The sequence below is a fragment of the Citrobacter sp. JUb117 genome, assembly GCF_024809055.1.
Classification (GTDB): Bacteria; Pseudomonadota; Gammaproteobacteria; order Enterobacterales; family Enterobacteriaceae; genus Citrobacter; species Citrobacter gillenii.
This window is the reverse complement of the sequence record NZ_JANUFB010000011.1, coordinates 1-24699: the sequence shown is the minus strand read 5'-3', so window position 1 is coordinate 24699 and position 24699 is coordinate 1. Positions and strand designations below refer to the sequence as shown.

18 protein-coding genes, 2 pseudogenes and 1 riboswitch are annotated in these 24699 nt (G+C 53.2%); of the genes and pseudogenes, 11 read left to right on the top strand and 9 right to left on the bottom strand.

Annotated elements, in window-relative coordinates; translation table 11 throughout:
• Positions 1-97 precede the first annotated feature (97 nt).
• Positions 98-280: pseudogene (locus M2374_RS20205) on the bottom strand (carboxymuconolactone decarboxylase family protein); the annotation flags it as partial.
• Positions 281-346: 66 nt separating this feature from the next.
• Between M2374_RS20205 and M2374_RS20200 the strand changes: the two are divergent.
• The 3 genes and pseudogenes from M2374_RS20200 to katG all read left to right on the top strand — a co-directional run.
• A pseudogene (locus M2374_RS20200) lies at positions 347-589 on the top strand (LysR family transcriptional regulator); the annotation flags it as partial.
• A gap of 157 nt (positions 590-746) precedes the next feature.
• Positions 747-1634: a methylenetetrahydrofolate reductase gene (gene metF / locus M2374_RS20195; RefSeq protein ID WP_137362861.1), complete on the top strand. Its 888-nt coding sequence runs from the start codon at positions 747-749 to the stop codon at positions 1632-1634.
• A gap of 167 nt (positions 1635-1801) precedes the next feature.
• Positions 1802-3982 (top strand): catalase/peroxidase HPI, encoded by a 2181-nt coding sequence (gene katG / locus M2374_RS20190; RefSeq protein ID WP_117343664.1) that lies wholly within the window; start codon positions 1802-1804, stop codon positions 3980-3982.
• Positions 3983-4100: 118 nt separating this feature from the next.
• Here katG and gldA read toward each other — a convergent pair whose 3' ends face one another.
• From gldA to argE, 6 genes are all read right to left on the bottom strand, one after another.
• Entirely contained in the window at positions 4101-5204 is a 1104-nt protein-coding gene (gene gldA / locus M2374_RS20185) for a bifunctional L-1,2-propanediol dehydrogenase/glycerol dehydrogenase (protein WP_181688582.1), read from the bottom strand.
• A gap of 11 nt (positions 5205-5215) precedes the next feature.
• Positions 5216-5878, bottom strand: coding sequence for a fructose-6-phosphate aldolase (gene fsa / locus M2374_RS20180; protein ID WP_181688581.1), 663 nt, complete (start codon positions 5876-5878; stop codon positions 5216-5218).
• A 268-nt stretch (positions 5879-6146) separates the two neighbouring features.
• Positions 6147-6998 (bottom strand): helix-turn-helix transcriptional regulator, encoded by an 852-nt coding sequence (locus M2374_RS20175; protein WP_135912757.1) that lies wholly within the window; start codon positions 6996-6998, stop codon positions 6147-6149.
• Between the two features lie 151 nt (positions 6999-7149).
• Entirely contained in the window at positions 7150-8883 is a 1734-nt protein-coding gene (locus M2374_RS20170; RefSeq protein ID WP_137400463.1) for a phosphoethanolamine transferase CptA, read from the bottom strand.
• Positions 8884-9092: 209 nt separating this feature from the next.
• Positions 9093-11744, bottom strand: coding sequence for a phosphoenolpyruvate carboxylase (ppc, locus tag M2374_RS20165; protein ID WP_115259747.1), 2652 nt, complete (start codon positions 11742-11744; stop codon positions 9093-9095).
• A gap of 280 nt (positions 11745-12024) precedes the next feature.
• Positions 12025-13176: an acetylornithine deacetylase gene (gene argE, locus M2374_RS20160; RefSeq protein WP_096758795.1), complete on the bottom strand. Its 1152-nt coding sequence runs from the start codon at positions 13174-13176 to the stop codon at positions 12025-12027.
• A gap of 155 nt (positions 13177-13331) precedes the next feature.
• Here argE and argC point away from each other — a divergent pair, with 155 nt between their 5' ends.
• From argC to oxyR, 4 genes are all read left to right on the top strand, one after another.
• Entirely contained in the window at positions 13332-14336 is a 1005-nt protein-coding gene (gene argC, locus M2374_RS20155) for an N-acetyl-gamma-glutamyl-phosphate reductase (RefSeq protein ID WP_115259745.1), read from the top strand.
• Positions 14337-14343: 7 nt separating this feature from the next.
• On the top strand, positions 14344-15120 hold the full coding sequence (argB, locus tag M2374_RS20150; protein ID WP_117343671.1) for an acetylglutamate kinase: 777 nt from the start codon (positions 14344-14346) through the stop codon (positions 15118-15120).
• Between the two features lie 107 nt (positions 15121-15227).
• On the top strand, positions 15228-16601 hold the full coding sequence (gene argH, locus M2374_RS20145) for an argininosuccinate lyase (RefSeq protein ID WP_096758792.1): 1374 nt from the start codon (positions 15228-15230) through the stop codon (positions 16599-16601).
• Between the two features lie 293 nt (positions 16602-16894).
• Positions 16895-17812 (top strand): DNA-binding transcriptional regulator OxyR, encoded by a 918-nt coding sequence (gene oxyR / locus M2374_RS20140; RefSeq protein WP_115259743.1) that lies wholly within the window; start codon positions 16895-16897, stop codon positions 17810-17812.
• On the opposite strand, the gene sthA is transcribed toward oxyR, so the two are convergent.
• Positions 17795-19195 carry a Si-specific NAD(P)(+) transhydrogenase gene (sthA, locus tag M2374_RS20135; RefSeq protein WP_096758790.1) on the bottom strand — a complete coding sequence of 467 codons (1401 nt, stop codon included), beginning with the start codon at positions 19193-19195 and terminating at the stop codon, positions 17795-17797. The two genes, oxyR and sthA, sit on opposite strands and share 18 nt — an antisense overlap.
• A 191-nt stretch (positions 19196-19386) precedes the next feature.
• Here sthA and fabR point away from each other — a divergent pair, with 191 nt between their 5' ends.
• Entirely contained in the window at positions 19387-20022 is a 636-nt protein-coding gene (gene fabR, locus M2374_RS20130) for an HTH-type transcriptional repressor FabR (RefSeq protein ID WP_003028862.1), read from the top strand.
• Positions 20023-20037: 15 nt separating this feature from the next.
• Positions 20038-20397, top strand: a complete 360-nt coding sequence (locus tag M2374_RS20125) for a YijD family membrane protein (RefSeq protein WP_003825114.1) — start codon at positions 20038-20040, stop codon at positions 20395-20397.
• 46 nt (positions 20398-20443) lie between these two features.
• On the opposite strand, the gene trmA is transcribed toward M2374_RS20125, so the two are convergent.
• Complete coding sequence (gene trmA / locus M2374_RS20120) at positions 20444-21544, bottom strand: tRNA (uridine(54)-C5)-methyltransferase TrmA (protein WP_135912755.1); 1101 nt, start codon at positions 21542-21544, stop codon at positions 20444-20446.
• Between the two features lie 115 nt (positions 21545-21659).
• Positions 21660-21856, top strand: a riboswitch (cobalamin riboswitch).
• 64 nt (positions 21857-21920) lie between these two features.
• Here trmA and btuB point away from each other — a divergent pair.
• Entirely contained in the window at positions 21921-23759 is a 1839-nt protein-coding gene (gene btuB / locus M2374_RS20115) for a TonB-dependent vitamin B12 receptor BtuB (protein ID WP_181624793.1), read from the top strand.
• On the top strand, positions 23704-24555 hold the full coding sequence (murI, locus tag M2374_RS20110; RefSeq protein ID WP_181624792.1) for a glutamate racemase: 852 nt from the start codon (positions 23704-23706) through the stop codon (positions 24553-24555). The genes btuB and murI overlap by 56 nt, the downstream gene beginning before the upstream one ends.
• The last annotated feature ends 144 nt before the right edge of the window (positions 24556-24699 follow it).

Below are 24699 nucleotides of genomic sequence, written 5' to 3'. Positions count from 1 at the left end.
GTGTGTTGCCGGATGGCGCTACGCTTATCCGGCCTACGTAGTAAGGGTAATGCCGTGTAGGCCGGATAAGATGCGCAAGCATCGCCATCCGGCATCTTTACTGTTTCGCAAACACCTCTTTTGCGGCGAACAGCCCGTTCAGCGCAGCGGGAAAGCCTGCGTATACCGCCATCTGCATAATCACTTCAGTAATCTCCTCCTGCGTTAACCCCACGTGCAGTGCGGCGGCAATGTGCACCTTTAGCTGCGGTGTGGCGTTACCTAACGCGCCAGGTGCGGCGTGGAAAACTGGACGCGGCTAGTGTGGCGCTGCCGCTGGAGGCTATTGGACTCACCGTGATCCCGCTCGCCTGTCTGTATTGAAGAGCCGCTGGAGCATGATGTTCTGCTCGCGCGTATTGCGCGTGGCGAGGGGGTGAGCCTGTTTCCGGCATCGTTTGCAGCTATCCAGCGGCAGGGAGTGGTTTTTCGTCCGCTATGCGACACGGAATTGTGCATCACTGTCGGACTGATATTACCGCCTGAACAAGAATCTCGCCTGCAATGGCTTCCTTCATTACTCTCGGCGTCCTTCCTTTCTGCACGCTAAAGTGAATTATTTTCATCTTCACTGAGTATTCCTCACCTTTCACGATGATTTTTATGTTGACGTTACGGCGCTTTTCCGTCATTTTTACATCTAGACGTCTAAACGTATAGCAGTTCACAACACAACATATAACGACAAAAGATTGATGAGGTAAGGTATGAGCTTTTTTCACGCCAACCAGCGGGAAGCCCTGAATCAGAGCCTGGCTGAAGTCCAGGGTCAGATTAACGTTTCGTTTGAGTTTTTCCCGCCGCGCACCAGTGAAATGGAGCAAACACTGTGGAACTCAATCGATCGCCTGAGCAGTCTGAAGCCCAAGTTTGTCTCCGTGACCTACGGCGCAAACTCCGGTGAGCGTGACCGCACGCACAGCATCATTAAGGGGATTAAGGATCGCACCGGTCTTGAAGCCGCCCCGCACCTGACCTGTATTGATGCTACTCGCGACGAGCTGCGAACTATCGCTCAGGATTACTGGAACAACGGGATTCGTCATATTGTGGCCCTGCGCGGCGACCTGCCGCCAGGCAGCGGCAAACCGGATATGTACGCCGCCGATCTGGTTGGGTTACTCAAAGAAGTGGCAGACTTTGATATCTCTGTTGCGGCCTATCCGGAAGTCCACCCGGAAGCGAAAAGCGCCCAGGCCGATCTGCTCAACCTGAAGCGTAAGGTCGACGCCGGAGCGAATCGCGCGATCACCCAGTTTTTCTTCGACGTGGAAAGCTATCTGCGTTTTCGTGACCGCTGCGTAACCGCAGGTATCGATGTGGAAATTATCCCGGGTATCCTGCCGGTCTCTAATTTTAAGCAGGCGAAAAAATTCGCTGACATGACCAACGTGCGCATCCCTTCCTGGATGTCGACGATGTTTGACGGTCTGGATGATGATGCGGAAACCCGCAAGCTGGTGGGCGCTAACATTGCCATGGACATGGTGAAGATTTTAAGCCGTGAAGGGGTGAAAGATTTCCATTTCTATACGCTCAATCGCGCCGAGATGAGCTACGCGATATGCCATACGCTGGGCGTCAGGCCTGCTTAATTGTAACATCAGCCCTCTACGGAGGGCTTTTTGTTGATCATTTTGATCTACATCTCTGTAACTAAAAATATAAAAGGATTTAGCTATCGAATCTGTGGGTTTTTTCGACTATATCTTATCTCTGGTGGTGTATATCGTAGCTAGAACACTGTAAAGGGAGCATATAGATGAGCATGTCCGACGATAGCCAAAACGCATCAACTGCCGGTAAGTGTCCTTTCCATCAAGGCGGTCACGATCCCAGCGCGGGAGCAGGAAGAAATAACCGCGACTGGTGGCCGAATCAACTCCGCGTAGACCTTTTGAACCAACACTCCAACCGTTCGAACCCATTGGGTGAAGATTTCAATTACCGCAAAGAATTTAGCAAACTCGACTATTCTGCCCTGAAAGGGGATCTCAGAGCCCTCCTGTCCGAATCTCAACCGTGGTGGCCCGCTGACTGGGGCACGTATGCCGGTTTGTTTATCCGTATGGCATGGCACGGCGCAGGGACCTATCGCTCCATTGATGGACGCGGTGGCGCAGGTCGCGGACAGCAGCGTTTTGCACCACTGAACTCCTGGCCGGACAACGTGAGCCTGGATAAAGCCCGTCGTTTGTTGTGGCCTGTTAAGCAAAAGTATGGTCAGAAAATTTCCTGGGCCGACCTGTTTATCCTCGCGGGTAACGTGGCGCTGGAGAACTCCGGCTTCCGTACCTTTGGCTTTGGTGCCGGTCGTGAAGACGTATGGGAACCGGATCTTGATGTGAACTGGGGTGACGAAAAAGCCTGGTTGACGCACCGCCATCCGGAAGAGCTGGCGAAAGCCCCGCTGGGTGCAACTGAGATGGGACTTATCTACGTGAACCCGGAAGGGCCGGATCACAGCGGCGAACCGCTTTCCGCGGCAGCAGCGATTCGTGCCACCTTCGGCAACATGGGGATGAATGACGAAGAAACCGTGGCGCTGATTGGCGGTGGTCATACGTTGGGTAAAACCCACGGTGCAGGTCCTGCATCGCACGTCGGCCCCGATCCAGAATCGGCACCGATTGAGGCCCAGGGCTTAGGTTGGGCCAGCAGCTACGGCAGCGGTGTGGGTGCAGACAACATCACCTCCGGTCTGGAAGTGGTCTGGACGCAAACGCCGACCCAGTGGAGCAACTATTTCTTCGAGAACCTGTTCAAATACGAATGGGTACAGACCCGCAGCCCGGCCGGTGCTATCCAGTTTGAAGCGGTCGATGCCCCTGAAATTATTCCGGATCCGTTTGATCCGTCGAAAAAACGTAAGCCGACGATGCTGGTTACCGATCTGACGCTGCGTTTTGATCCGGAATTCGAGAAGATCTCCCGTCGTTTCCTCAACGATCCGCAGGCGTTTAACGAAGCCTTTGCTCGCGCGTGGTTTAAGCTGACGCACCGGGATATGGGGCCAAAATCACGTTACATTGGACCAGAAGTCCCGCAGGAAGATCTGATTTGGCAGGATCCGCTGCCGCACGCGTTCTTCAACCCAAGCGAAGAAGATATCCTTAACCTGAAGGCGACCATTGCGGCTTCCGGGCTTTCCGTGGGCGAGTTGGTGTCGGTGGCATGGGCTTCTGCGTCAACGTTCCGCGGGGGCGATAAACGCGGCGGGGCTAACGGGGCGCGTCTGGCGCTGAATCCGCAACGCGGCTGGGATGTGAATGCGACGGCAGCCCGTGTTCTGCCGGTGCTGGAAGGTATTTATAAATCGGCGCATACCGCCTCGTTAGCCGATATCATCGTGCTGGCAGGCGTCGTTGGTGTAGAGAAGGCGGCAAGCGCGGCAGGTGTCAGTATCAATGTACCTTTTGCGCCGGGTCGTGTGGATGCGCGTCAGGATCAGACTGATATTGAGATGTTTGAACTGCTCAAGCCGATTGCCGATGGTTTCCGTAATTATCGTTCCCGTCCTGAGGTTTCGACCACCGAGTCGCTGCTGATCGATAAAGCGCAGCAACTGACGTTAACCCCGCCGGAAATGACCGTGCTGGTGGGCGGTATGCGTGTGCTGGGAACAAACTTCGATGGTAGCCAGCATGGCGTCTTTACCGATCGCCCAGGCGTGCTCAGCACTGACTTCTTTGTCAATCTGCTGGATATGCGTCATGAGTGGAAGGCGGTTGATGCGTCACAGGAGCTGTTTGAAGGTCGCGACCGTCTGAGCGGCGAAGTGAAGTACACGGCAACCCGCGCTGACCTGGTGTTTGGTTCTAACTCGGTCCTGCGTGCTGTGGCTGAAGTGTATGCCTGCAGCGATGCCCACGAGAAGTTTGTGAAAGACTTTGTCGCGGCATGGGTGAAAGTGATGAATCTGGACCGTTTCGACCTGCTGTAAAGCAAGAGGCCGGATGGCATACAGAAAATCCCCGCAATTGCGGGGATTTTTATTGGCCGTTAGGCATGTGGATTTTGTTGGCCGGATAGGGCGAAGCCGCCATCCGGTCAAACCGTGCTTATTCCCACTCTTGCAGGAATCGCTGACCGTACTGATCTGCCACCAGCAGCGCGGCGTAAACCTGATCCGGCGTGGCTCCGCCAGGCATGTTGTGAATGGTTTCGCCTTCGGCACAGGCTGCTTCGGCCACGATGCGCATTTTGGCCGGAATATCCTGCTTGATATCCAGTTGGGCAAGGGTGATTGGCAGACCAACGGAGTGGCACAGTGCCGCCACGGTTTCAATTTCTTCTACCGGCGCATTTTCCAGTACTAACTGCGTTAACGTACCGAATGCCACTTTTTCACCGTGATAATAGTGATGTGCATCCGGGATGGCCGTCAGGCCGTTGTGAATAGCATGTGCTGCGGCCAGCCCACCGCTTTCAAAACCGACGCCGCTCAGGTAGGTGTTGGCTTCAATCACGCGCTCCAGTGCTGGGGTCACCACGTGCTGCTCGGCGGCCAGCATCGCTTTTTCGCCTTCTTCGATCAGCGTGTTGTAGCACAGCTCGGCTAGCGCCAGTGCCGCCTGAGTACACTGACCACCGGCCATGGTGGTGGCGCCGCTGCGTGAACAGGCGCGGGCTTCAAACCAGGTTGCCAGCGCATCGCCAATGCCGGCGGCAAGTAAACGAGCCGGTGCCCCCGCGACAATTTTGGAATCCACAATGACCCGGTCCGGGTTGTTCGGCAGCAGCAGATAGCGATCGAACTCACCTGCATCGGTGTAAATTACCGACAGCGCGCTGCAGGGGGCATCGGTTGAGGCAATGGTCGGTGCAATGGCAACCGGCACGCCCATAAAGTGGGCCAGTGCTTTGGCGGTATCCAGCGTTTTACCGCCACCAATGCCTAATACCGCGCCACACTGCGCTTGTTCCGCGACGCCGCGCAGGCGATCGATTTCGTTTTGTGAACATTCGCCGCCAAACGGGGCGATTTCCAGCGCCAGACCGGCATCCTGGAAGCTTTTTTCCAGGGCGGGTTGGGCAAAGCCTAAGACAAATTTGTCTCCAACAACCAGCCAGCGTTCCGCCAGTGGTTTGAGGTAACTGCCAAGACGAGTAATAACATCGGCACCCTGGATGTATTTACCCGGTGATTGAATAATGCGATCCATACGTTATCTCCTTAAAGAGTGATCCGACCAAATGCGTTGTTCCAGTCCTGCTCAAACTTCTCTATTGCAGACTCTACCGCAGGGGTATTGAGCATTTTTTGCGCTACATCTAATGGCAGGGTGATTGCTTCACATCCTGCCAGTAAGCAATCCAGCGCCTGGCGTGGCGTTTTAAAGCTGGCTGCCAGCACAATGCTGCTTGGCGCATGCAGCTCCAGCAATGTTTGCAGTTCCTGTACCGTGCGGATACCGTCTCCGCCCTGGGCGTCAACACGGTTCACATAAGGGGCGACATATTTTGCTCCCGCCAGCGCGGCCAGCAGTCCTTGCGCTGCGCTGTACACGGCGGTGCCTAAGGTGGTAATACCTTCTTTTTTCAGTTGCTTGATGGCCGCCAGACCTTCGGCGGTGACCGGGATTTTAACGACGATACCTGGTACGGCGAGGCTCAGGCGCTTAGCTTCTTCCACCATCCCCTGCGCATCACGGCTCATGGTCTGCGCGAACAGAATGCCGTCTTTGCCTATTGCCTTTTGCAGACGCGGCAGTACATCCCAGATGGACTCTTTACTTGCCGCCACGATGCTTGGGTTGGTAGTGACGCCAGCAATCGGGAAGATGCGTGCCAGACGTTCAACTTCCGCCACGTTGGCGGTATCCAGGTACAGTTCCATACAAAACACCCTCTTAATATTCGGTTAGCCGCCCGTTGCCGGAATGCTGTTCTGCGTACAGGATAAGAGCGTTTTACAGTCGTGCGCTATCTGACAAATCTGCCAAAAACTGGATAAATGTAATGTGTCTGTCAAAGTGAGAGATACATCACATGTTAATTAGCTATGGGTTTATTCTGGGGTATAGAGAGTTTTGAGGGTTCTTGAATATTACAAAAATCCAGTAAATGATGGATTTGTGCTCAGTCTGTGTCGCTACGCAACGGCTTCACTGCCGATGTGCCTCTTTTTCCGTTAACTGGCTGTGATATTGCCGACGATACTCTGACGGAGAACGCTCTGTATTCTTACGAAACAGGCGACAGAAGTAGTTACTGTCGACAAATCCACAGGAGTGTGCCACTTCTTTCACCTTCAGGTCGTAACCCTTCAGCAGCGCCTTAGCGTGTTCCAGTCGCGTATGGTTCAGATACTCGTTAAAACCAATCGCCCCGGTTTTCTGAAACAGGTGTGAGAGGTAATTCGGTGAAATGTAGAATGCCTGGGCGACGGATTCGCGGGTCAGCGGCGAGGCGTAGCGTTCGTCGATATAGTCGCGAATAGCGTCGAAAAGCGCCTGACTACGTGATGCGGTCTGGATCTGGCTGCCCAGCAGATCGCGACAGTGGCTTAACAGACTGGCGACGATCAGCCTGGCCGTTTGTTGCTCCTGTGGCTGCATCTGCATCTCATGTAGCGTTTGCAGCAGGAAGGAGCCAATACGCGGTCCGCGCCGCGCAACGTGTTGTTTGGCGAGGTTTTGACATTGTTTTCCATCCCACTGAACGATGCTGAAACCTAACTGCTGTTTGCCGAACAGGATGCTGAGCGTGGTGACCGGCGTGTGCCACTGCGGGAGATTCCAACCACCTGCCGGGACGTACAGCACATCACCAGAGGTAAGTTTGTTTCCGATGCTGACATCAGCAAACTCGCCTTCCAGTACAATTTCCAGACGGGGAAAATCAACCTGATAGGCTAATTCCGGCATTGAACCGTTGGTGCTGGCGAAACACACCTGCCGCAGCGGGAGGGGACCGTTAATCAGGCGGGAGAGAAGGTGGCTGACGTCGTGATACATGTGAATCCCTTGCTGGCAACAGACAGGGCCACAGTAACGTTGAAAGCAACCGCCCTCAAGTGATTATTGCCGGATGGCGGCTAATGCCTTATCCGGCCTACAAGTCATTGCGAGCTGTAGGTCGGATAAGCGTAGCGTATCCGGCAGCCTGTTATTGATTACCGATTTGATCGCCGTAAGGCAGAGTATCGTAATCAATCAGGGCGTTTTTCTTGTACGGATTACCAATCCAGCGGGTTGTCTCTTTGAACTGCGGGTTGGTAATGGCACGTGTCGGGTCGAATCCATCGTAGGTAAAGCCCGCTAAATCAGACCAGGTATGAATAAGTTCAGAGCTGCTGTACTTACGATCGACATCTTGTGAGAAGTCACGCGGGTGTGCAGCCTGCCATTTTTCAGACGTCCATAGCAGGAACGGCACCGTGTACATATGACGCGTTGGGTTGTCTTCATTACGCCCCTGCGTTTTATGCGGCGGCGTGTCATACACCTCTTCGCCATGGTCGGAGAAGTAGAGCAGGAAGCCGTTCGGATCGGTGGCTTTGTAGTCGTTAATCAGGCTGGCAATGATGTGGTCGTTATACACATTAGCGCTGTCGTAATCGTTATAGGCTTCCAGCTCATCGTTGCTCAGGCCTGCAGGAACGTGGTCGATATTGTTGTCGAATTTCCCCTGACCATCCGGATAGCGGAATTTGTACTTAATATGTGTTCCCAGCAGATGAACGATGATGAATTTTTTCGGCGCCGGATCGGCCAGCACTTCTTTAAACGGTGCCAGCACGTTGCTGTCATATTCGCGCGCACTTTGCGTTCGCTGCTGGTTCATATAGAACTGCTTATCCGTCTGCTTGGAAAATACGGTCAGCATGGTGTTACGGGCGGTCATGGTTTGCTGGTTAGTGATCCAGAAGGTCTTATACCCCGCCTGCTTCATCATGTTCATCAGCGACGGCTGTGTCAGATATAAATCCGGGTTCTTCTCGTTAGCAAAGGTCAGCGCCTGCTGCAGGATTTCAATAGTGTAAGGACGAGAGGTCACAACATTATTGAATACGGTCAGATTAGGATCGGATTTGTGCAGTGCGTCCAGTTCCGGCGTGGTTTTACGCGGATAGCCGTACAGGCTCATGCGCCCACGCTGAGTTGACTCACCAATCACCAGCACCAGCGTGCGCGGAGCATCGCCAGAGTTGTCTTTAAAATGCGCCAGTGGCGGTAGCGCATTGTTCTCATTCAGCAGACTGTTCAATGAGGTTAGTTGTTGACGATACTGATAATAGCCAGAAATAAACTGCCACGGTGCGGCGGGCTCCATACGAGCAGCAAGACCGTTCAGCGTTTGCTCGAAAGGTTTATGCTTAATAAATGTATTGACGGTCATCGGGTGCAGAATCAAGCCGTATAACAGCGCAAACGACACCAGATAACGCCAGGGGGAGGGAATATGAACCGGGCGCAGGCGCGTCCACAGCAGAATCGCTACGGCGGTATAGGCCAGCGCGATGAAGACAATTTTAAGGCTGAAATACTGACTTAAGTATTCGCTGGCTTCGTTGGCATTAGTCTCAAACATCACGTACAGCACGCTCTGTGAGAACTCCTGCCCGTAAATGACGTAATAACTCAGTGCGGCGAGCGACGCGGCCCACAGCACGACGCCAATGACGGCGGCAATAATACGGATACGATTAGGGAATAAGAATACCGGGATCAACCATAGCGAACTAAATAATAATGAGTCACGTAATCCGGTCGATCCGCTATAACCGCTAAAATAGATAATGGCCTGCAGTAATGAAGAAAAAAACCAAAAATAGAGAAGTGCCCAACCTAGGGCTTTCCAGCTAAACGGGGGTTTAGTCTGGAGTTGTAAGGATTGCATAGTGTGAGCCTGTCATTAATCGTGTCGCCAAGAGTAGCGGCTAAATCTTAAGGAGATCTGAAGCGTCGCGACGTTAAGATCGCGTTTCGTTGATGATTCATTCATAAAATAAATGAATCAAGGCGAGAATATATTTGAAATGAAACGGTTATGACAAGCGTTTTTGAGGTCACCCCCGCGCAATTGCACGAGGGTGACAGGGGGCTTACTTAACCGGTATTACGCATACCCGCTGCGACACCGGCGATGGTGACCATCAGCGCTTGTTCAACGCGCGGATCGGGGGCTTCACCTTGTTCTTCTGCCAGACGCGAACGGTGTAACAGTTCAGCCTGTAGCACGTTCAACGGATCGGTATAAATATTTCTTAACTGAATTGACTCGGCAATCCACGGCAGGTCGGCCATCAAATGTGAGTCGTTGGCGATTGCCAGTACCACGTTGATGTCGGCTTCCAGACGGTGGCGCAGTTCTTCACCTAACGGCCACAGCTCTTTTTTGACCAGACGCTGATCGTAGTATTCTGCCAGCCACAGGTCCGCTTTCGAGAACACCATTTCCAGCATGCCAAGGCGCGTGGAGAAGAATGGCCAGTCGCGGCACATCGCTTCAAGTTCGCTCTGTTTACCGTCTTCAACCACTTTTTGCAGTGCGGTACCTGCGCCCAGCCAGGCCGGGAGCATCAGGCGGTTTTGTGTCCAGGCGAAGATCCATGGAATGGCACGCAAAGACTCTACCCCACCGGTCGGACGGCGCTTAGCTGGACGTGAGCCGAGCGGTAATTTACCCAGTTCCTGCTCGGGAGTTGCTGAGCGGAAGTAAGGTACAAAGTCTTTGTTCTCACGCACGTAACCACGGTACAGCTTGCAGGAGATATCTGACAGCTCATCCATAATATGGCACCAGCTGTCTTTCGGTTCCGGCGGTGGTAGCAGGTTGGCTTCCAGGATCGCGGCGGTGTACAGAGACAGGCTGCTGATGGTCACTTCCGGCAGACCGTATTTGAAGCGGATCATCTCACCCTGCTCAGTGACGCGCAGTCCGCCTTTCAGGCTGCCAGGTGGTTGTGAGAGCAGTGCCGCATGGGCCGGAGCGCCGCCGCGGCCGATTGAACCCCCCCGGCCGTGGAACAACGTCAGTTCAATGCCGGCTTTTTCGCAGGTTTTGATCAACGCATCTTGCGCCTGATATTGCGCCCAGGACGCCGCCATCACGCCTGCGTCTTTTGCGGAATCAGAGTAGCCAATCATGACCATCTGCTTGCCCTGAATCAGACCGCGGTACCAGTCGATATTCAACAACTGAGTCATTACATCGTCAGCATTGTTGAGGTCGTCCAGCGTTTCAAACAGCGGCGCTACCGGCATGGTAAAACCAATGCCGGCTTCTTTCAGCAGCAGGTGAACGGCCAGCACATCCGACGGTGTTTTTGCCATCGAGATCACGTAGGCAGCAATAGAACCATGAGGTGCTTCGGCAATCACTCGACAGGTATCGAGGACTTCGCGGGTATCGTTACTCGGTTCCCAGCTGCGCGGCAGCAGTGGACGTTTGGAGTTCAGTTCTCGGATCAGGAAGGCCTGTTTGTCTGCTTCTGACCAGCTTTCGTAGTCGCCAATGCCCAGGTAACGGGTCAGTTCGCCCAGCGCTTCGGTATGACGGGTGCTTTCCTGACGAATATCGATACGCACCAGCGGGACGCCAAAACATTTCACTCGGCGCAAGGTATCGAGCAGTTCGCCATTGGCGATGATGCCCATACCGCAGGCTTGCAGTGACTGATAACACGCGTACAGCGGTTCCCATAGCTGCTCGTTTTGTGTCAGCAGACCTGCAGGTTTCGGCAATTTTTCGCCTTTTAGACGCGCTTCCAGCCAGGCCTGGGTCGTCATCAGACGCGAACGGAGCATTTTCATCAGATGGCGATAGGGTTCTGCCGCGCCTTCTTCACCCACCAGCGCTAATAGCTCAGGCGTGGCTTCGACCATCGACAGTTCAGAAACCAGAAACTGGATGTCTTTCAGGAACAGATCGGTCGCTTTCCAGCGGCTGAGCAGGAGCACGTGGCGGGTGATATCTGCCGTTACGTTCGGGTTACCGTCACGGTCACCGCCCATCCACGAGGTGAATCGGACTGGGACAAAATCGACTGGCAGCTTGTAGTTCAGATGCGCTTCCAGCTGTTCATTCAGTTCACGCAGATAGTTCGGTACACCTTCCCACAGGCTATTTTCAACCACGGCGAAGCCCCATTTGGCTTCATCAACCGGGCTGGGACGCAGTTTACGGATTTCATCCGTGTGCCATGATTGGGCGATTAGCTGGCGCAGGCGGCGCATCAACTGGTGGCGTTCGTAATCGACGATGTCTTTGTTATCAAGCTGCTTGAGGCATGCGTTAACCTCACCCATTTTATGAATCAACGTACGGCGGGTGATTTCGGTTGGGTGTGCGGTCAGGACCAGCTCCAGAGAGAGCGATTCCACGGCTTTTTTGATTGTCGCTTCATCGAGGTTAGGCTGGTCTTTCAGTTTACGCAGGGTACGGGCAATCACTTCCGGGTTGCTGGCAGCTTCGCCTTTTGGCGAAATGCTGTGGTACTGTTCGGCGGTATTGGCCAGGTTCAGGAACTGACTAAACGCACGGGCAACTGGCAGCAGCTCGTCGTTAGACAGATTCTGCAGCGTAGTGAGCAGTTCCTGACGGTTCGCTTCATTGCCAGCGCGGGATGATTTAGACAGCTTACGGATTGTTTCTACGCGATCGAGAATGTTCTCTCCCAGCGCATCCTTGATGGTTTCTCCCAGCACTTTGCCGAGCATACTGACATTACTACGCAACGCGGAATATTGTTCGTTCATATGATCCCAGACACCCCATCTGTTTTGAATATGTCCTGTATCTTTCGCGTCCCAGCGGCAATGGCTGCAACGCGAAATCTTTCGGACTTAACTTTTTAGTCGTCTTTTATAAAGCCACGTAAAACACCTGACGTCAATTGCTGCGAAATCGGTTCAGCAAACGAAAAAATGGCGGGAATTTACGTTATTTAATTCACATCGCGTCAAATAAGCGTTGCTTATGCAAATGTTAAAAGAATCGCCTTGCTTACCACTAAAGGATTAGCAAGGCGACGTTCGGTTAATGCCAGCAAAAATGATGCACAACCTGGGTAATTAATTCGCGGGTTGGCTTAATGAAGCGTGTTTCCAGATATTCATCTGGTTGATGTGCCTGATTAATGGAACCTGGTCCCAGTACTAGCGTCGGGCACAGCGTCTGGATAAACGGTGCTTCTGTGCAGTAGTTCACCACATCGGTTTTCTCGCCGAGCAGTTTTTCCACCACCTCGACCAGTTGGTGATCCGGCGGGCATTCGTAACCCGGGATCGGCGGGTGCAGCTCGGAAACCGTCAGTCGGCCAGGCCAGCGTTCGCTCACCGGGGCCAGCGCGTCCGTCAGTAAGCCATTCAGGTCGCTTAACGTCATTCCCGGCAACGGGCGGATATCCATGTGCAGTTCGCAGCAGGCGCAAATACGGTTGGAGGCATCGCCGCCATGCAGGCTGCCGAGGTTCAGCGTCGGGTAAGGCACGGTGAATGAATCGTGGTGATAGCGTGCTTTCAGCGAGTCGCGCAACTGCATAATGTGGCCGATGGCATCGTGCATCAGTTCAATGGCGTTCACGCCGCGCGCTGGATCGCTGGAATGGCCAGACTGGCCGAGCACGCGCACCGCCGTGGAGATATGGCCTTTGTGTGCGCGAATTGGCTGCAGGGATGTTGGCTCACCGATGATCGCGCAATCCGGGCGAATCGCCGTATTTTCAGAGAAGTAGCGTGCGCCCGCCATACTGGTCTCTTCATCGGCGGTGGCCAGGATGTAGAGCGGCTTTTTCAGCTGTTTCACATCGACATCACGCAGTGCATCGAGAATAAACGCGAAGAAACCTTTCATATCCGCCGTACCCAGTCCGTAGAGCTTGTTGTCATGTTCGGTCAGGGTGAACGGATCGCGCGTCCAACGTCCGTCGTCAAACGGTACGGTGTCGGTATGACCGGCGAGCAGCAGGCCGCCTGCGCCGGTGCCTGTACTTGCCAGCATATTGAATTTATTACGGGTGCCGGGAACCGGTTGTACCTCAACGCTGAAGCCTAAATCTTTGAACCAATCCGCCAGCAGAGTGATTAAACCTGCATTACTTTGATCGAGCGCTTCTTCGGTGGCGCTGATCGATGGTGTGGCAATCAGAGCGCGGTAAATCTCGATAAATGGCGGTAAATTGTTTTTCATTGTTGACACACCTCGGGTCATGATAGTATCAATATTCATGCAGTATTTGTGAATAAAAATACAATAATGTTGAGCGAAATAAAACCCACCAAGTGTAAGGTGAGGTGATAAAGGCTTATACCTGGCAACCGAATATAAGAAGGTGAACAGCCCCGATGTTGAATACGCTGATTGTGGGCGCCAGTGGCTATGCTGGTGCAGAGCTTGTGACCTATGTAAATCGCCATCCTGATATGAACATAACCGCTTTGACTGTCTCAGCGCAAAGCAATGATGCAGGAAAATTAATCTCTGATTTACATCCGCAGTTAAAGGGCATTGTTGATTTGCCGTTGCAACCCATGTCGGATATCCGCGAGTTTAGCGCAGGGGTAGACGTTGTGTTTCTGGCGACGGCCCATGAGGTTAGTCATGACCTGGCGCCACAGTTTCTGGAAGCGGGCTGCGTGGTGTTTGACCTCTCTGGTGCATTCCGTGTTAACGACGGCGCCTTCTATGAAAAGTATTATGGCTTTACTCATCAGCATCCTGAGCTGCTGGAGCAAGCGGTCTACGGGCTGGCGGAGTGGAGTGCAAGCAAACTTAAAGACGCGAATCTAATTGCCGTACCGGGTTGCTATCCTACGGCGGCGCAGTTGTCGCTTAAGCCTCTGATTGATGCCAATCTGCTTGATCTCAGCCAGTGGCCGGTAATTAACGCCACCAGTGGTGTGAGCGGAGCAGGACGTAAAGCTGCCATCTCGAACAGCTTCTGTGAAGTGAGCCTGCAACCGTATGGTGTATTTACCCACCGCCATCAGCCGGAGATCGCCACACATTTGGGGGCGGACGTGATTTTTACTCCGCATCTGGGCAACTTCCCGCGCGGAATTTTGGAAACCATCACCTGTCGTTTGAAGCCGGGCGTGACCCATGCGCAGGTGGCGCAAGCACTGCAGCAGGCCTATGGTGATAAACCGCTGGTTCGTCTGTATGACAACGGTGTCCCGGCCCTGAAAAATGTGGTGGGTTTACCGTTCTGCGATATCGGTTTTGCCGTTCAGGGCGAGCACCTGATTGTGGTGGCAACCGAAGATAATTTATTGAAAGGCGCTGCCGCACAGGCGATGCAGTGCGCAAATATCCGTTTCGGCTTTGCTGAAACGCAGTCTCTTCTTTAAGGGTGCAATGATGAATCCATTAATTATCAAGCTGGGCGGCGTTTTACTGGATAGCGAAGAGGCGCTGGAGCGTTTGTTTACCGCTCTGGTCAATTATCGCGAGTCGCACCAGCGTCCGCTGGTCATTGTGCACGGTGGCGGCTGCGTGGTTGACGAGCTGATGAAAGGGCTCAACTTGCCGGTGACAAAGAAAAATGGTCTGCGCGTGACGCCAGCCGACCAGATCGACATCATTACCGGTGCCCTGGCCGGAACGGCGAATAAAACGCTGCTGGCGTGGGCGAAGAAACACCATATTGACGCTGTTGGTCTGTACCTTGGCGATGGTGACAGCGTAAAAGTGACCCAGCTCGATGTAGCGTTAGGTCATGTTGGACTGGCACAGCCTGGTTCTCCTAAGCTGATTAACACGCTACTGGAAAACGGTTTTCTACCGGTCGTCAGCTCGATAGGCGTCACGGAAGAAGGGCAACTGATGAACGTCAATGCCGATCAGGCTGCGACGGCGCTGGCGGCAACGCTGGGTGCGGATCTGATCCTGTTGTCTGACGTCAGCGGTATTCTGGATGGTAAAGGCCAGCGGATTGCCGAAATGACCGCAGCCAAAGCAGAACAGCTGATTGAGCAGGGTATTATCACCGATGGCATGATTGTGAAGGTGAACGCGGCGTTGGACGCGGCACGTACGCTGGGACGTCCAGTGGATATCGCTTCCTGGCGTCATGCCGAACAACTCCCGGCGCTGTTTAACGGCACGCCGATCGGTACGCGTATTCTGGCTTAACTATTACTGTGTCGGGTGGCAGCTTCGCCTTATCCGGCCTGCATGGGTTTTGTAGGCCCGGTAAGCGTAGCGCCACCGGGCAAAATATCATATTAAGGAAATTCGTTATGGCACTTTGGGGTGGGCGTTTTACACAGGCAGCAGATCAGCGGTTCAAACAGTTCAACGACTCTTTGCGCTTCGACTACCGCTTGGCCGAGCAGGATATCGTCGGCTCTGTGGCCTGGTCCAAAGCGCTGGTCACGGTCGGTGTGTTGACTGCTGATGAACAATGTCAATTGGAAGAGGCGTTGAATACTCTGCTGGAAGAAGTACGCCTCGACCCGCAACAGATCCTGCAAAGCGATGCGGAAGATATTCACAGTTGGGTAGAAGGCAAGCTCATCGATAAAGTCGGGCCGTTGGGTAAAAAACTGCATACCGGGCGTAGCCGTAATGACCAGGTAGCAACCGATCTTAAACTGTGGTGCAAAGACACGGTGCTTGAATTGTTGTCTGCTAACCGTCAGTTGCAAAGCGCGCTGGTGGTGACAGCAGAGAATAATCAGGATGCCGTCATGCCGGGTTATACCCACCTGCAGCGTGCCCAGCCGGTGACGTTTGCTCATTGGTGTCTGGCCTATGTTGAAATGCTGGCGCGTGATGAGAGCCGTCTGCAGGATACACTCAAGCGTCTGGATGTCAGCCCGTTAGGCTGCGGTGCACTGGCGGGTACTGCCTATGAAATCGATCGCGAGCAATTGGCTGGCTGGCTGGGTTTCGCCTCGGCGACCCGCAATAGTCTGGATAGCGTATCCGATCGTGACCATGTTCTGGAGCTCCTCTCAGATGCCTCTATCGGTATGGTTCACCTGTCACGCTTTGCTGAAGATCTGATTTTCTTTAATACCGGGGAAGCTGGTTTTGTGGAACTGTCCGATCGCGTAACCTCCGGTTCATCATTAATGCCGCAGAAGAAAAATCCGGACGCATTAGAGCTGATTCGTGGCAAATGTGGCCGCGTGCAAGGTGCGTTGACTGGCATGATGATGACGCTGAAAGGACTGCCGCTGGCGTATAACAAGGATATGCAGGAAGACAAAGAAGGGCTGTTCGATGCACTCGATACCTGGCTGGACTGCCTGCATATGGCGGCGCTGGTGCTGGACGGTATTCAGGTAAAACGCCCACGTTGCCAGGAAGCCGCGCAGCAGGGCTATGCCAACGCTACGGAGCTGGCCGATTATCTGGTGGCGAAAGGCGTCCCGTTCCGTGAAGCACACCATATCGTGGGTGAAACGGTAGTTGAGGCGATTCGTCAGGGCAAACCGCTGGAAGCACTGTCACTGGCTGATTTGCAAAAATTCAGCGCCGTGATTGGCGATGACGTGTACCCGATCCTCTCGCTACAGTCGTGCCTCGATAAGCGTGTGGCGAAAGGGGGCGTTTCACCGCAGCAGGTAGCGCAGGCGATCGACTACGCGAAGGCGCGCCTGGCGTAACGTGTGTTTTGCCCGATGGCGGTAAACGCCTTCGCGTCGCCATCCGGCAAATAGTTATCTGAGCCTGGCATCAAGCCGGGCTTTTTTATGCAAAAAAAAAGCGGACCAGAGGTCCGCAAACGTTCACGTTGGCTTTAGTTATTTCGAGTATGAGAACGGACAGTAGCTTCAAGGGTTAAAGGGGTACCGTTCCGTTTCTGTGGTGCATTATTAAACAGAATGCTTGATAGGGATAATCGTTCGTTGCTATGCTACCTATCGCTACGAACTATCGTGGCAATGGAGGATGAATAATGAATATTCGTGATCTTGAATACCTGGTAGCACTTGCCGAACACCGTCACTTCCGACGAGCGGCAGACTCCTGTCACGTCAGCCAGCCAACGCTGAGTGGGCAAATCCGCAAACTCGAAGATGAGCTTGGCGTTATGCTGCTGGAGCGGACGAGTCGTAAAGTGCTGTTCACTCAAGCGGGTTTACTGCTGGTGGATCAGGCGCGCACCGTGTTGCGCGAGGTCAAAGTGCTCAAGGAGATGGCAAGCCAACAGGGTGAGACAATGTCTGGCCCGCTACATATTGGTTTGATCCCAACGGTAGGACCTTACCTGCTGCCGCATATTATTCCTATGTTGCACCAGACCTTCCCGAAACTGGAAATGTACCTGCATGAGGCGCAAACGCATCAGCTGCTGGCGCAACTGGACAGCGGTAAACTCGACTGCGTGATTTTGGCGCTGGTGAAAGAGAGTGAAGCGTTTATCGAGGTACCGCTGTTTGATGAGCCGATGATGCTGGCGATCTATGAAGATCACCCATGGGCAAATCGCGACCGCGTACCGATGTCCGATCTGGCAGGTGAAAAACTGTTAATGCTCGAAGATGGTCACTGTTTGCGTGACCAGGCGATGGGCTTTTGTTTTGAAGCCGGGGCCGATGAAGACACCCATTTCCGGGCAACCAGTCTGGAAACGCTGCGCAATATGGTGGCGGCAGGCAGCGGGATTACCTTACTGCCCGCGCTGGCTGTCCCACCGGAGCGTAAGCGTGATGGTGTGGTGTATGTGCCGTGCATTAAACCAGAACCGCGTCGTACCATTGGTCTGGTGTACCGTCCGGGTTCGCCGCTGCGCAGCCGTTATGAACAGCTGGCAGAGGCCATCCGTGGTGCAATGGATGGCCATTTCGACAACACGTTAAAACAGGCGGTTTAAGCCGTTCAGTGCAGCTACCCGATAGGCTTCCGCCATGGTTGGGTAGTTAAAGGTGGTGTTAACGAAGTACTCGATGGTGTTACCACCACCTTTTTGCTCCATTATTGCCTGACCGATATGAATAATTTCGGCAGCGCGTTCGCCAAAGCAGTGGATCCCTAAAATCTCTTTGGTCTCCCGATGGAACAGAATCTTCAATGTTCCGACACTCATCCCGACGATTTGTGCGCGTGCCAGATGTTTAAACTGGGCGCGGCCAACCTCGTAAGGGACTTTCATTGACGTCAGTTGCTGTTCAGTTTTACCGACGGAGCTGATTTCGGGAATGGTGTAAATGCCTGTCGGAATATCTTCGATCAAGTGCGCGGTGGCCTCACCCTTGACCAGCGCCTGGGCGGCGATACGGCCTTGATCGTAGGCTGCGGAAGCAAGGCTCGGATAACCGATCACATCCCCTACGGCATACACATGTGGCAGCGCCGTCTGGTACATGCTGTTCACTTTTAGCTGGCCGCGGCTGTCCGTCTTCAGGCCAATATTCTCCAGCGCTAATGAATCGGTGTTACCGGTACGACCGTTGGCGTACAGCAGGCAGTCGGCTTTTAGTTTCTTTCCGGATTTCAGGTGCATGATGACGCCATCATCGCAGCCTTCAATTTTCTCGTATTCTTCGTTATGGCGAATCACCACGCCGCTGTTCCAGAAGTGATAAGACAGCGAGTCGGACATCTCCTGATCAAGAAACGCCAGCAGACGGTCACGGGTATTGATCAAATCAACTTTGACGTCCATTCCCCGGAAGATCGACGCATATTCACAGCCAATGACGCCCGCGCCATAGATCAGAACGTGGCGAGGTTCATGGTGCAGGCTGAGTATAGAATCACTGTCGTAAACGCGCGGATGAGAAAAATCGACATCATTTGGGTGGTAGGGACGCGAACCGCAGGCAATAACAAATTTATCTGCCGTGAGCGTTTCCACCGTACCGTCATGGCACTCCAGAGCGAGGGTGTGTTCGTCAACAAAACGGGCATTCCCCTGCAAAATTTCACAGTGGTTTCGCTCGTAAAATCCTTGCCGCATACGCGTTTGCTGATTAATGACGTTATCGGCATGGTTAAGAATATCGGCAAAAGAAGAGCGAAGAAGCCGGGAATGGTCGCTGTAGAGTGGGTTCTGATTGAATTCAATGATACGGCTGACGGCGTGGCGGAGTGCTTTAGATGGGATGGTGCCCCAGTGGGTACAACCGCCGCCGACGTTATGATAGCGCTCAATAACGGCGACGCGCGCGCCTTGCTTAACCAGACCCATTGCAGCGCCTTCGCCGCCGGGGCCGGAACCTATTACTATTGCATCGTAATCGTAGGAATGTGACATGGTCAGGCTTACCTGTTCTTATACATAAAAGCAACAGAATAGTAACATCGTTGTCAGGATAACCCAATTATCGTTGTGCTTTTTTGCGAAGTCGAAGCACAAACTGCGCGTAAACAATCATTCACAAAGCCATGCCAACCGCCTAATCTCTGGTATAGTGCCAGCAAGGTATAAGGAAGGATTCAGACATCGTGATGGGCGTTAGAGCGCAACAAAAAGAAAAAACCCGGCGTTCGCTGGTTGAGGCCGCATTTAGTCAATTGAGTGCAGAGCGCAGTTTTGCCAGCCTCAGTTTACGTGAAGTTGCTCGTGAAGCGGGCATTGCGCCAACCTCATTTTATCGCCATTTTCGCGATGTGGATGAGCTCGGCCTGACGATGGTGGATGAGAGCGGCCTGATGCTACGCCAGTTGATGCGCCAGGCGCGTCAGCGTATCGCCAAGGGCGGCAGTGTGATCCGCACCTCGGTCTCAACATTTATGGAGTTCATCGGCAACAATCCCAACGCCTTCCGTTTATTATTGCGCGAGCGGTCTGGTACCTCCGCGGCGTTTCGTGCCGCCGTGGCTCGCGAAATTCAGCATTTCATTGCGGAACTTGCGGACTATCTGGAACTCGAAAACCATATGCCTCGTGCGTTTACTGAAGCACAAGCCGAAGCCATGGTGACGATTGTTTTCAGTGCGGGGGCAGAAGCGCTGGATGTTGGCGCCGAACAGCGTCGACAACTGGAAGAGCGGCTGGTATTGCAACTGCGCATGATCGCCAAAGGCGCATTTTACTGGTATCGCCGTGAACAAGAGAAGATGACGCATCACTCCGAGTAACGAGAAGGACGAGCAATGAAACAGTCAGGTCAAGATAAAGGTACGCTGCTGCTGGCGCTGGTTGCTGGCTTATCGATCAATGGTACATTTGCGGCGCTGTTTAGCTCCATTGTGCCATTCTCTGTATTCCCGATTATTTCGCTGGTGCTGACGGTTTACTGCCTGCATCAACGTTACCAGAATCGCACAATGCCTGTGGGGCTGCCGGGTCTGGCTGCGGCCTGTTTTATTCTTGGCGTTCTGTTGTACAGCACCGTGGTGCGTGCGGAATACCCGGATATCGGCTCGAACTTCTTCCCAGCGGTCCTGTCAGTGATTCTGGTGTTCTGGATCGGCTTTAAGGTGCGTAACCGTAAGCAAGAAATTGCGGAATAGTATTTGTAGGCCGGGGGTATCTTTGCTTTCCCGGCCTACAAAAAAATCACTTCGCGGTCAGTAATACTCCGCACTCCATGTGGTGCGTATACGGGAACTGATCGAACAGCGCCAGACGTGACACATTGTGCGTCTGGCTCAACGTTTCCAGGTTCTTACACAGTGTCTCCGGGTTGCAGGAGATGTACAGAATACGCGGATACGCCTGCACCATCTTCTCTGTTTCGCTGTCCAGGCCGCTGCGCGGTGGATCAACAAAAATGGTTTCACACTGGTAACTCTTCAGGTCGACGCCCTGTAAACGGTTGAACTCGCGCACCCCGTTCATCGCCTGAGTAAACTCTTCTGCAGCCATACGAATAATTTGCACGTTATCAATATGGTTAGCCGCAATATTGTACTGCGCGGCAGCCACGGACGGTTTAGCGATTTCAGTGGCCAGTACGCGGTTGAAGTTCTGCGCTAGCGCTAACGAGAAGTTGCCATTGCCACAGTACAATTCAAGCAGGTCGCCCTGCGAATCTTTGGTGACATCAATCGCCCATTCCAGCATCTGAATGTTCATGGCGGCATTCGGCTGCGTGAAGCTGTTCTCAACCTGGCGGTAGATAATCTCTTTACCCGCAACCGGCAAACGTTCATCGATGTAATCTTGATCCAACGCGATTTTGGTTTTGGTCGCCCGGCCAATCAGATGCACATTCAGGTTTTGCGCGCGTAGCGCATCCCGCAGTGCTTCGGCTTCCTGACGCCATTCGTCATCTAACTTTTTATGGTACAGCATGGATACCACCGCCTGATTGCTCATGGTGGTGAGGTAATCAATCTGGAACAATTTATGACGCAGGACGTGATTGTGACGAACGCCGTCAATCATGGCTGTCATCAGCGTGTTGATGAGTTCGCTGGCTGCAGGAAAGCTGTCGACGCGAATACGGCTTTTGGTCTGGCTTTCAAACATGATGTGATACAGGTCGTCACCGTCATGCCACAGGCGGAATTCAGCGCGCATGCGGTAATGACTGACCGGCGAGCGAAACACTTCCGGAGCCTGATCAGTAAATGGCGTCATTAAGCTCTGTAAACGAGCCACTTTATCGGCTAGCTGCGCGTCATACTGTTCTGTCGGGAGGTGTTCGGGGGTCATGATGCGTCCTGAAAAATAAAAGTACGCGGGGATTGTAGGGATTGCTCAGTAGATGTCCAGTTATTGATGATTTCTAATATTGTGATACGCAGTCTGGACAGTCGGTTATAACAAACTGTAGCATCCGCGTTCCGGTCCTGTGAGTTAAAAGGGAATCCAGTGTAAATCTGGAGCTGACGCGCAGCGGTAAGGAAAGGTGAAATGAGAGCGTAAGCAGACACTGCCTTTGGGTGGGAAGTCTTCATTTCTTTTTATTCGCTATATTGAATAACCTTCCAAGCCCGAAGACCTGCCGGCTAACGTCGCATCTGGTTTTCATCATCGCGTACTATCGGTGGGACCTGCGGCATCCTTCTTATATTGTGGATGCTTTACAATGATCAAAAAATCATTGCTGCTGACGGCACTTTCCGTCGCGGCATTTTCTGGTTGGGCGCAGGATGCTAGCCCAGACACTCTCGTCGTTACGGCTAACCGTTTTCAGCAACCCCTTAGTGCAGTGCTTGCTCCCATCACCGTTGTTACGCGCCAGGAAATCGATCGCTGGCAATCTACCTCTGTAAATGACGTTCTTCGCCGCCTGCCGGGTGTCGATATCGCACAAAGCGGCGGCATGGGGCAACTTTCGACTATTTCTATTCGTGGGACCAACGCCAGCCATGTACTGGTGCTGATTGACGGCGTGCGCCTGAATTTAGCTGGGGTGAGTGGTGCTGCCGATCTCAGCCAGTTCCCGATATCGCTGGTGCAACGCATTGAATACATTCGCGGGCCGCGTTCCGCTGTTTATGGTTCTGATGCGATCGGCGGCGTGGTGAATATCATTACCGCGCGAGAAAAGCCGGGGACAGAATTGACCGCCGGTGTGGGCAGTAATGGTTATCAGAATTACGACATCTCGACGCAGCAACAGCTCGGTGAGAATACGCGCGTGACGCTGATGGGGGATTATGCCTATACCAAAGGTTTTGACGTTGTCGCCTACGGTAGCACTGGTGAGCAAGCGCAGCCCGATAAAGATGGTTTTTTAAGTAAGACGCTGTACGGCGCACTGGAACATAACTTCTCCGATACCTGGAGCGGGTTTGTGCGCGGCTATGGCTATGATAACCGCACCAATTATGACTCCTATTATTCTCCGGGATCTCCGTTAGTCGATACGCGTAAGCTCTACAGCCAGAGCTGGGATGCCGGACTGCGCTTTAATGGCGAGCAAATCCAGTCACAACTGGTTTCCAGCTACAGTCACAGCAAAGACTACAACTATGACCCGGACTATGGTCGCTACGACTCCTCGGCAACCCTGGATGAGATGAAGCAATATAACGTGCAGTGGTCAAACAGTATGGTGGTTGGCCACGGCAATGTGGGCGCTGGCGTCGACTGGCAAAAGCAAACCACAGAGCCAGGCACCGGGTATGTTACGGACGGTTACGATCAGCGTAATACCGGTATTTATCTGACCGGGTTGCAACAGCTTGGCGATTTCACCTTCGAAGGCGCGGCGCGCAGCGACGACAACTCCCAGTTTGGTCGGCATGGCACATGGCAAACCAGCGCCGGATGGGCGTTCATTGACGGCTATCGTTTCATTGCTTCTTATGGCACCTCTTATAAAGCACCTAATCTGGGGCAGCTGTACGGCTATTACGGTAATTCAAATCTGAATCCTGAAGAGAGCAAACAGTGGGAAGGGGCGTTTGAAGGGTTAACGGCGGATGTAAACTGGCGTTTGTCAGGGTATCGCAACGATATTGATAACATGATCTCTCTCGACCCCCACGCTGATGAATACTATAACGAAGGAAAAGTGCGGATTAAAGGCGTTGAAGCAACGGCGAGTTTCGATACGGGTCCGCTGGCGCATACGCTGAGTTATGATTATGTTGATGCGCGCAATGCGATTACCGACAAGCCGCTGGTGCGTCATTCAAAGCAGCAAGTGAAGTATCAGCTCGATTGGCAGGTCTATGATTTTGACTGGGGTCTGACGTATCAATATCTGGGAACTCGCTATGACACGGACTATGTTACCTACCAGCCGGTGAAAATGGGTGGAGTGAGTTTGTGGGATCTGGCGGTGTCATATCCGATCACCTCACAGCTGACAGTTCGTGGTAAAATCGCCAACCTGTTCGATAAAGATTACGAGACAGTTTATGGCTACCCAACTGCAGGACGGGAATACACCTTGTCTGGCAGCTACACCTTCTGATCCACGTCCCACCGTGCTGGTGTTTGATTCCGGCGTCGGTGGGTTGTCGGTCTACAATGAGATCCGCAACCTCTTGCCGGATCTCCACTATATATACGCTTTCGATAACGTTGCCTTTCCTTATGGAGAGAAGAGCGAGGAATTTATTGTCGAGCGTGTTGTTGAGATTGTGACTGCCGTTCAGCAGCGCTACTCCCTTTCACTGGCTGTTATCGCCTGCAATACCGCCAGCACGGTGTCACTCCCTGCGTTACGCGAAAAGTTCGCTTTCCCGGTCGTCGGCGTGGTACCTGCAATTAAACCGGCGGCGCGCCTTACGGCTAACGGTGTAGTGGGGCTGCTGGCGACGCGAGCGACGGTGAAGCGTTCATATACGCATGAGTTGATTGCGCGCTTTGCGAACGAGTGTCAGATCGCGATGTTGGGTTCCGCTGAGTTGGTGGAACTGGCGGAAGCGAAGCTGCACGGAGAAGCAGTTCCTCTGGATGAGTTGCGCCGCATTCTGCGACCATGGTTGCGGATGTCGGAACCGCCGGATACGGTTGTTCTCGGATGTACGCATTTCCCTCTATTACAGGAAGAACTTTTACAGGTTCTACCTGAAGGGACGCGACTGGTGGATTCCGGTGCCGCGATTGCGCGTCGCACGGCTTGGTTGTTAGAACATGAAGCACCTGACGCAAAATCAGCTGACGAGAATATTGCCTTTTGTATGGCAATGACGCCTGAAGCTGAACAATTACTGCCAGTCCTCCAGCGTTATGGCTTCAAAACGCTCGAAAAACTGGCAGTTTAATCCGTTTTGGTGAAATAATACGCACTCGGAAAATTATTTTAAATTTCCCCTTGTCAGCCTGAAATAACTCCCTATAATGCGCCTCCACTGACACGGAACAACGGATTACAAGCCGCCGGGTCAGCGGGGTTCCACTGAGAACCC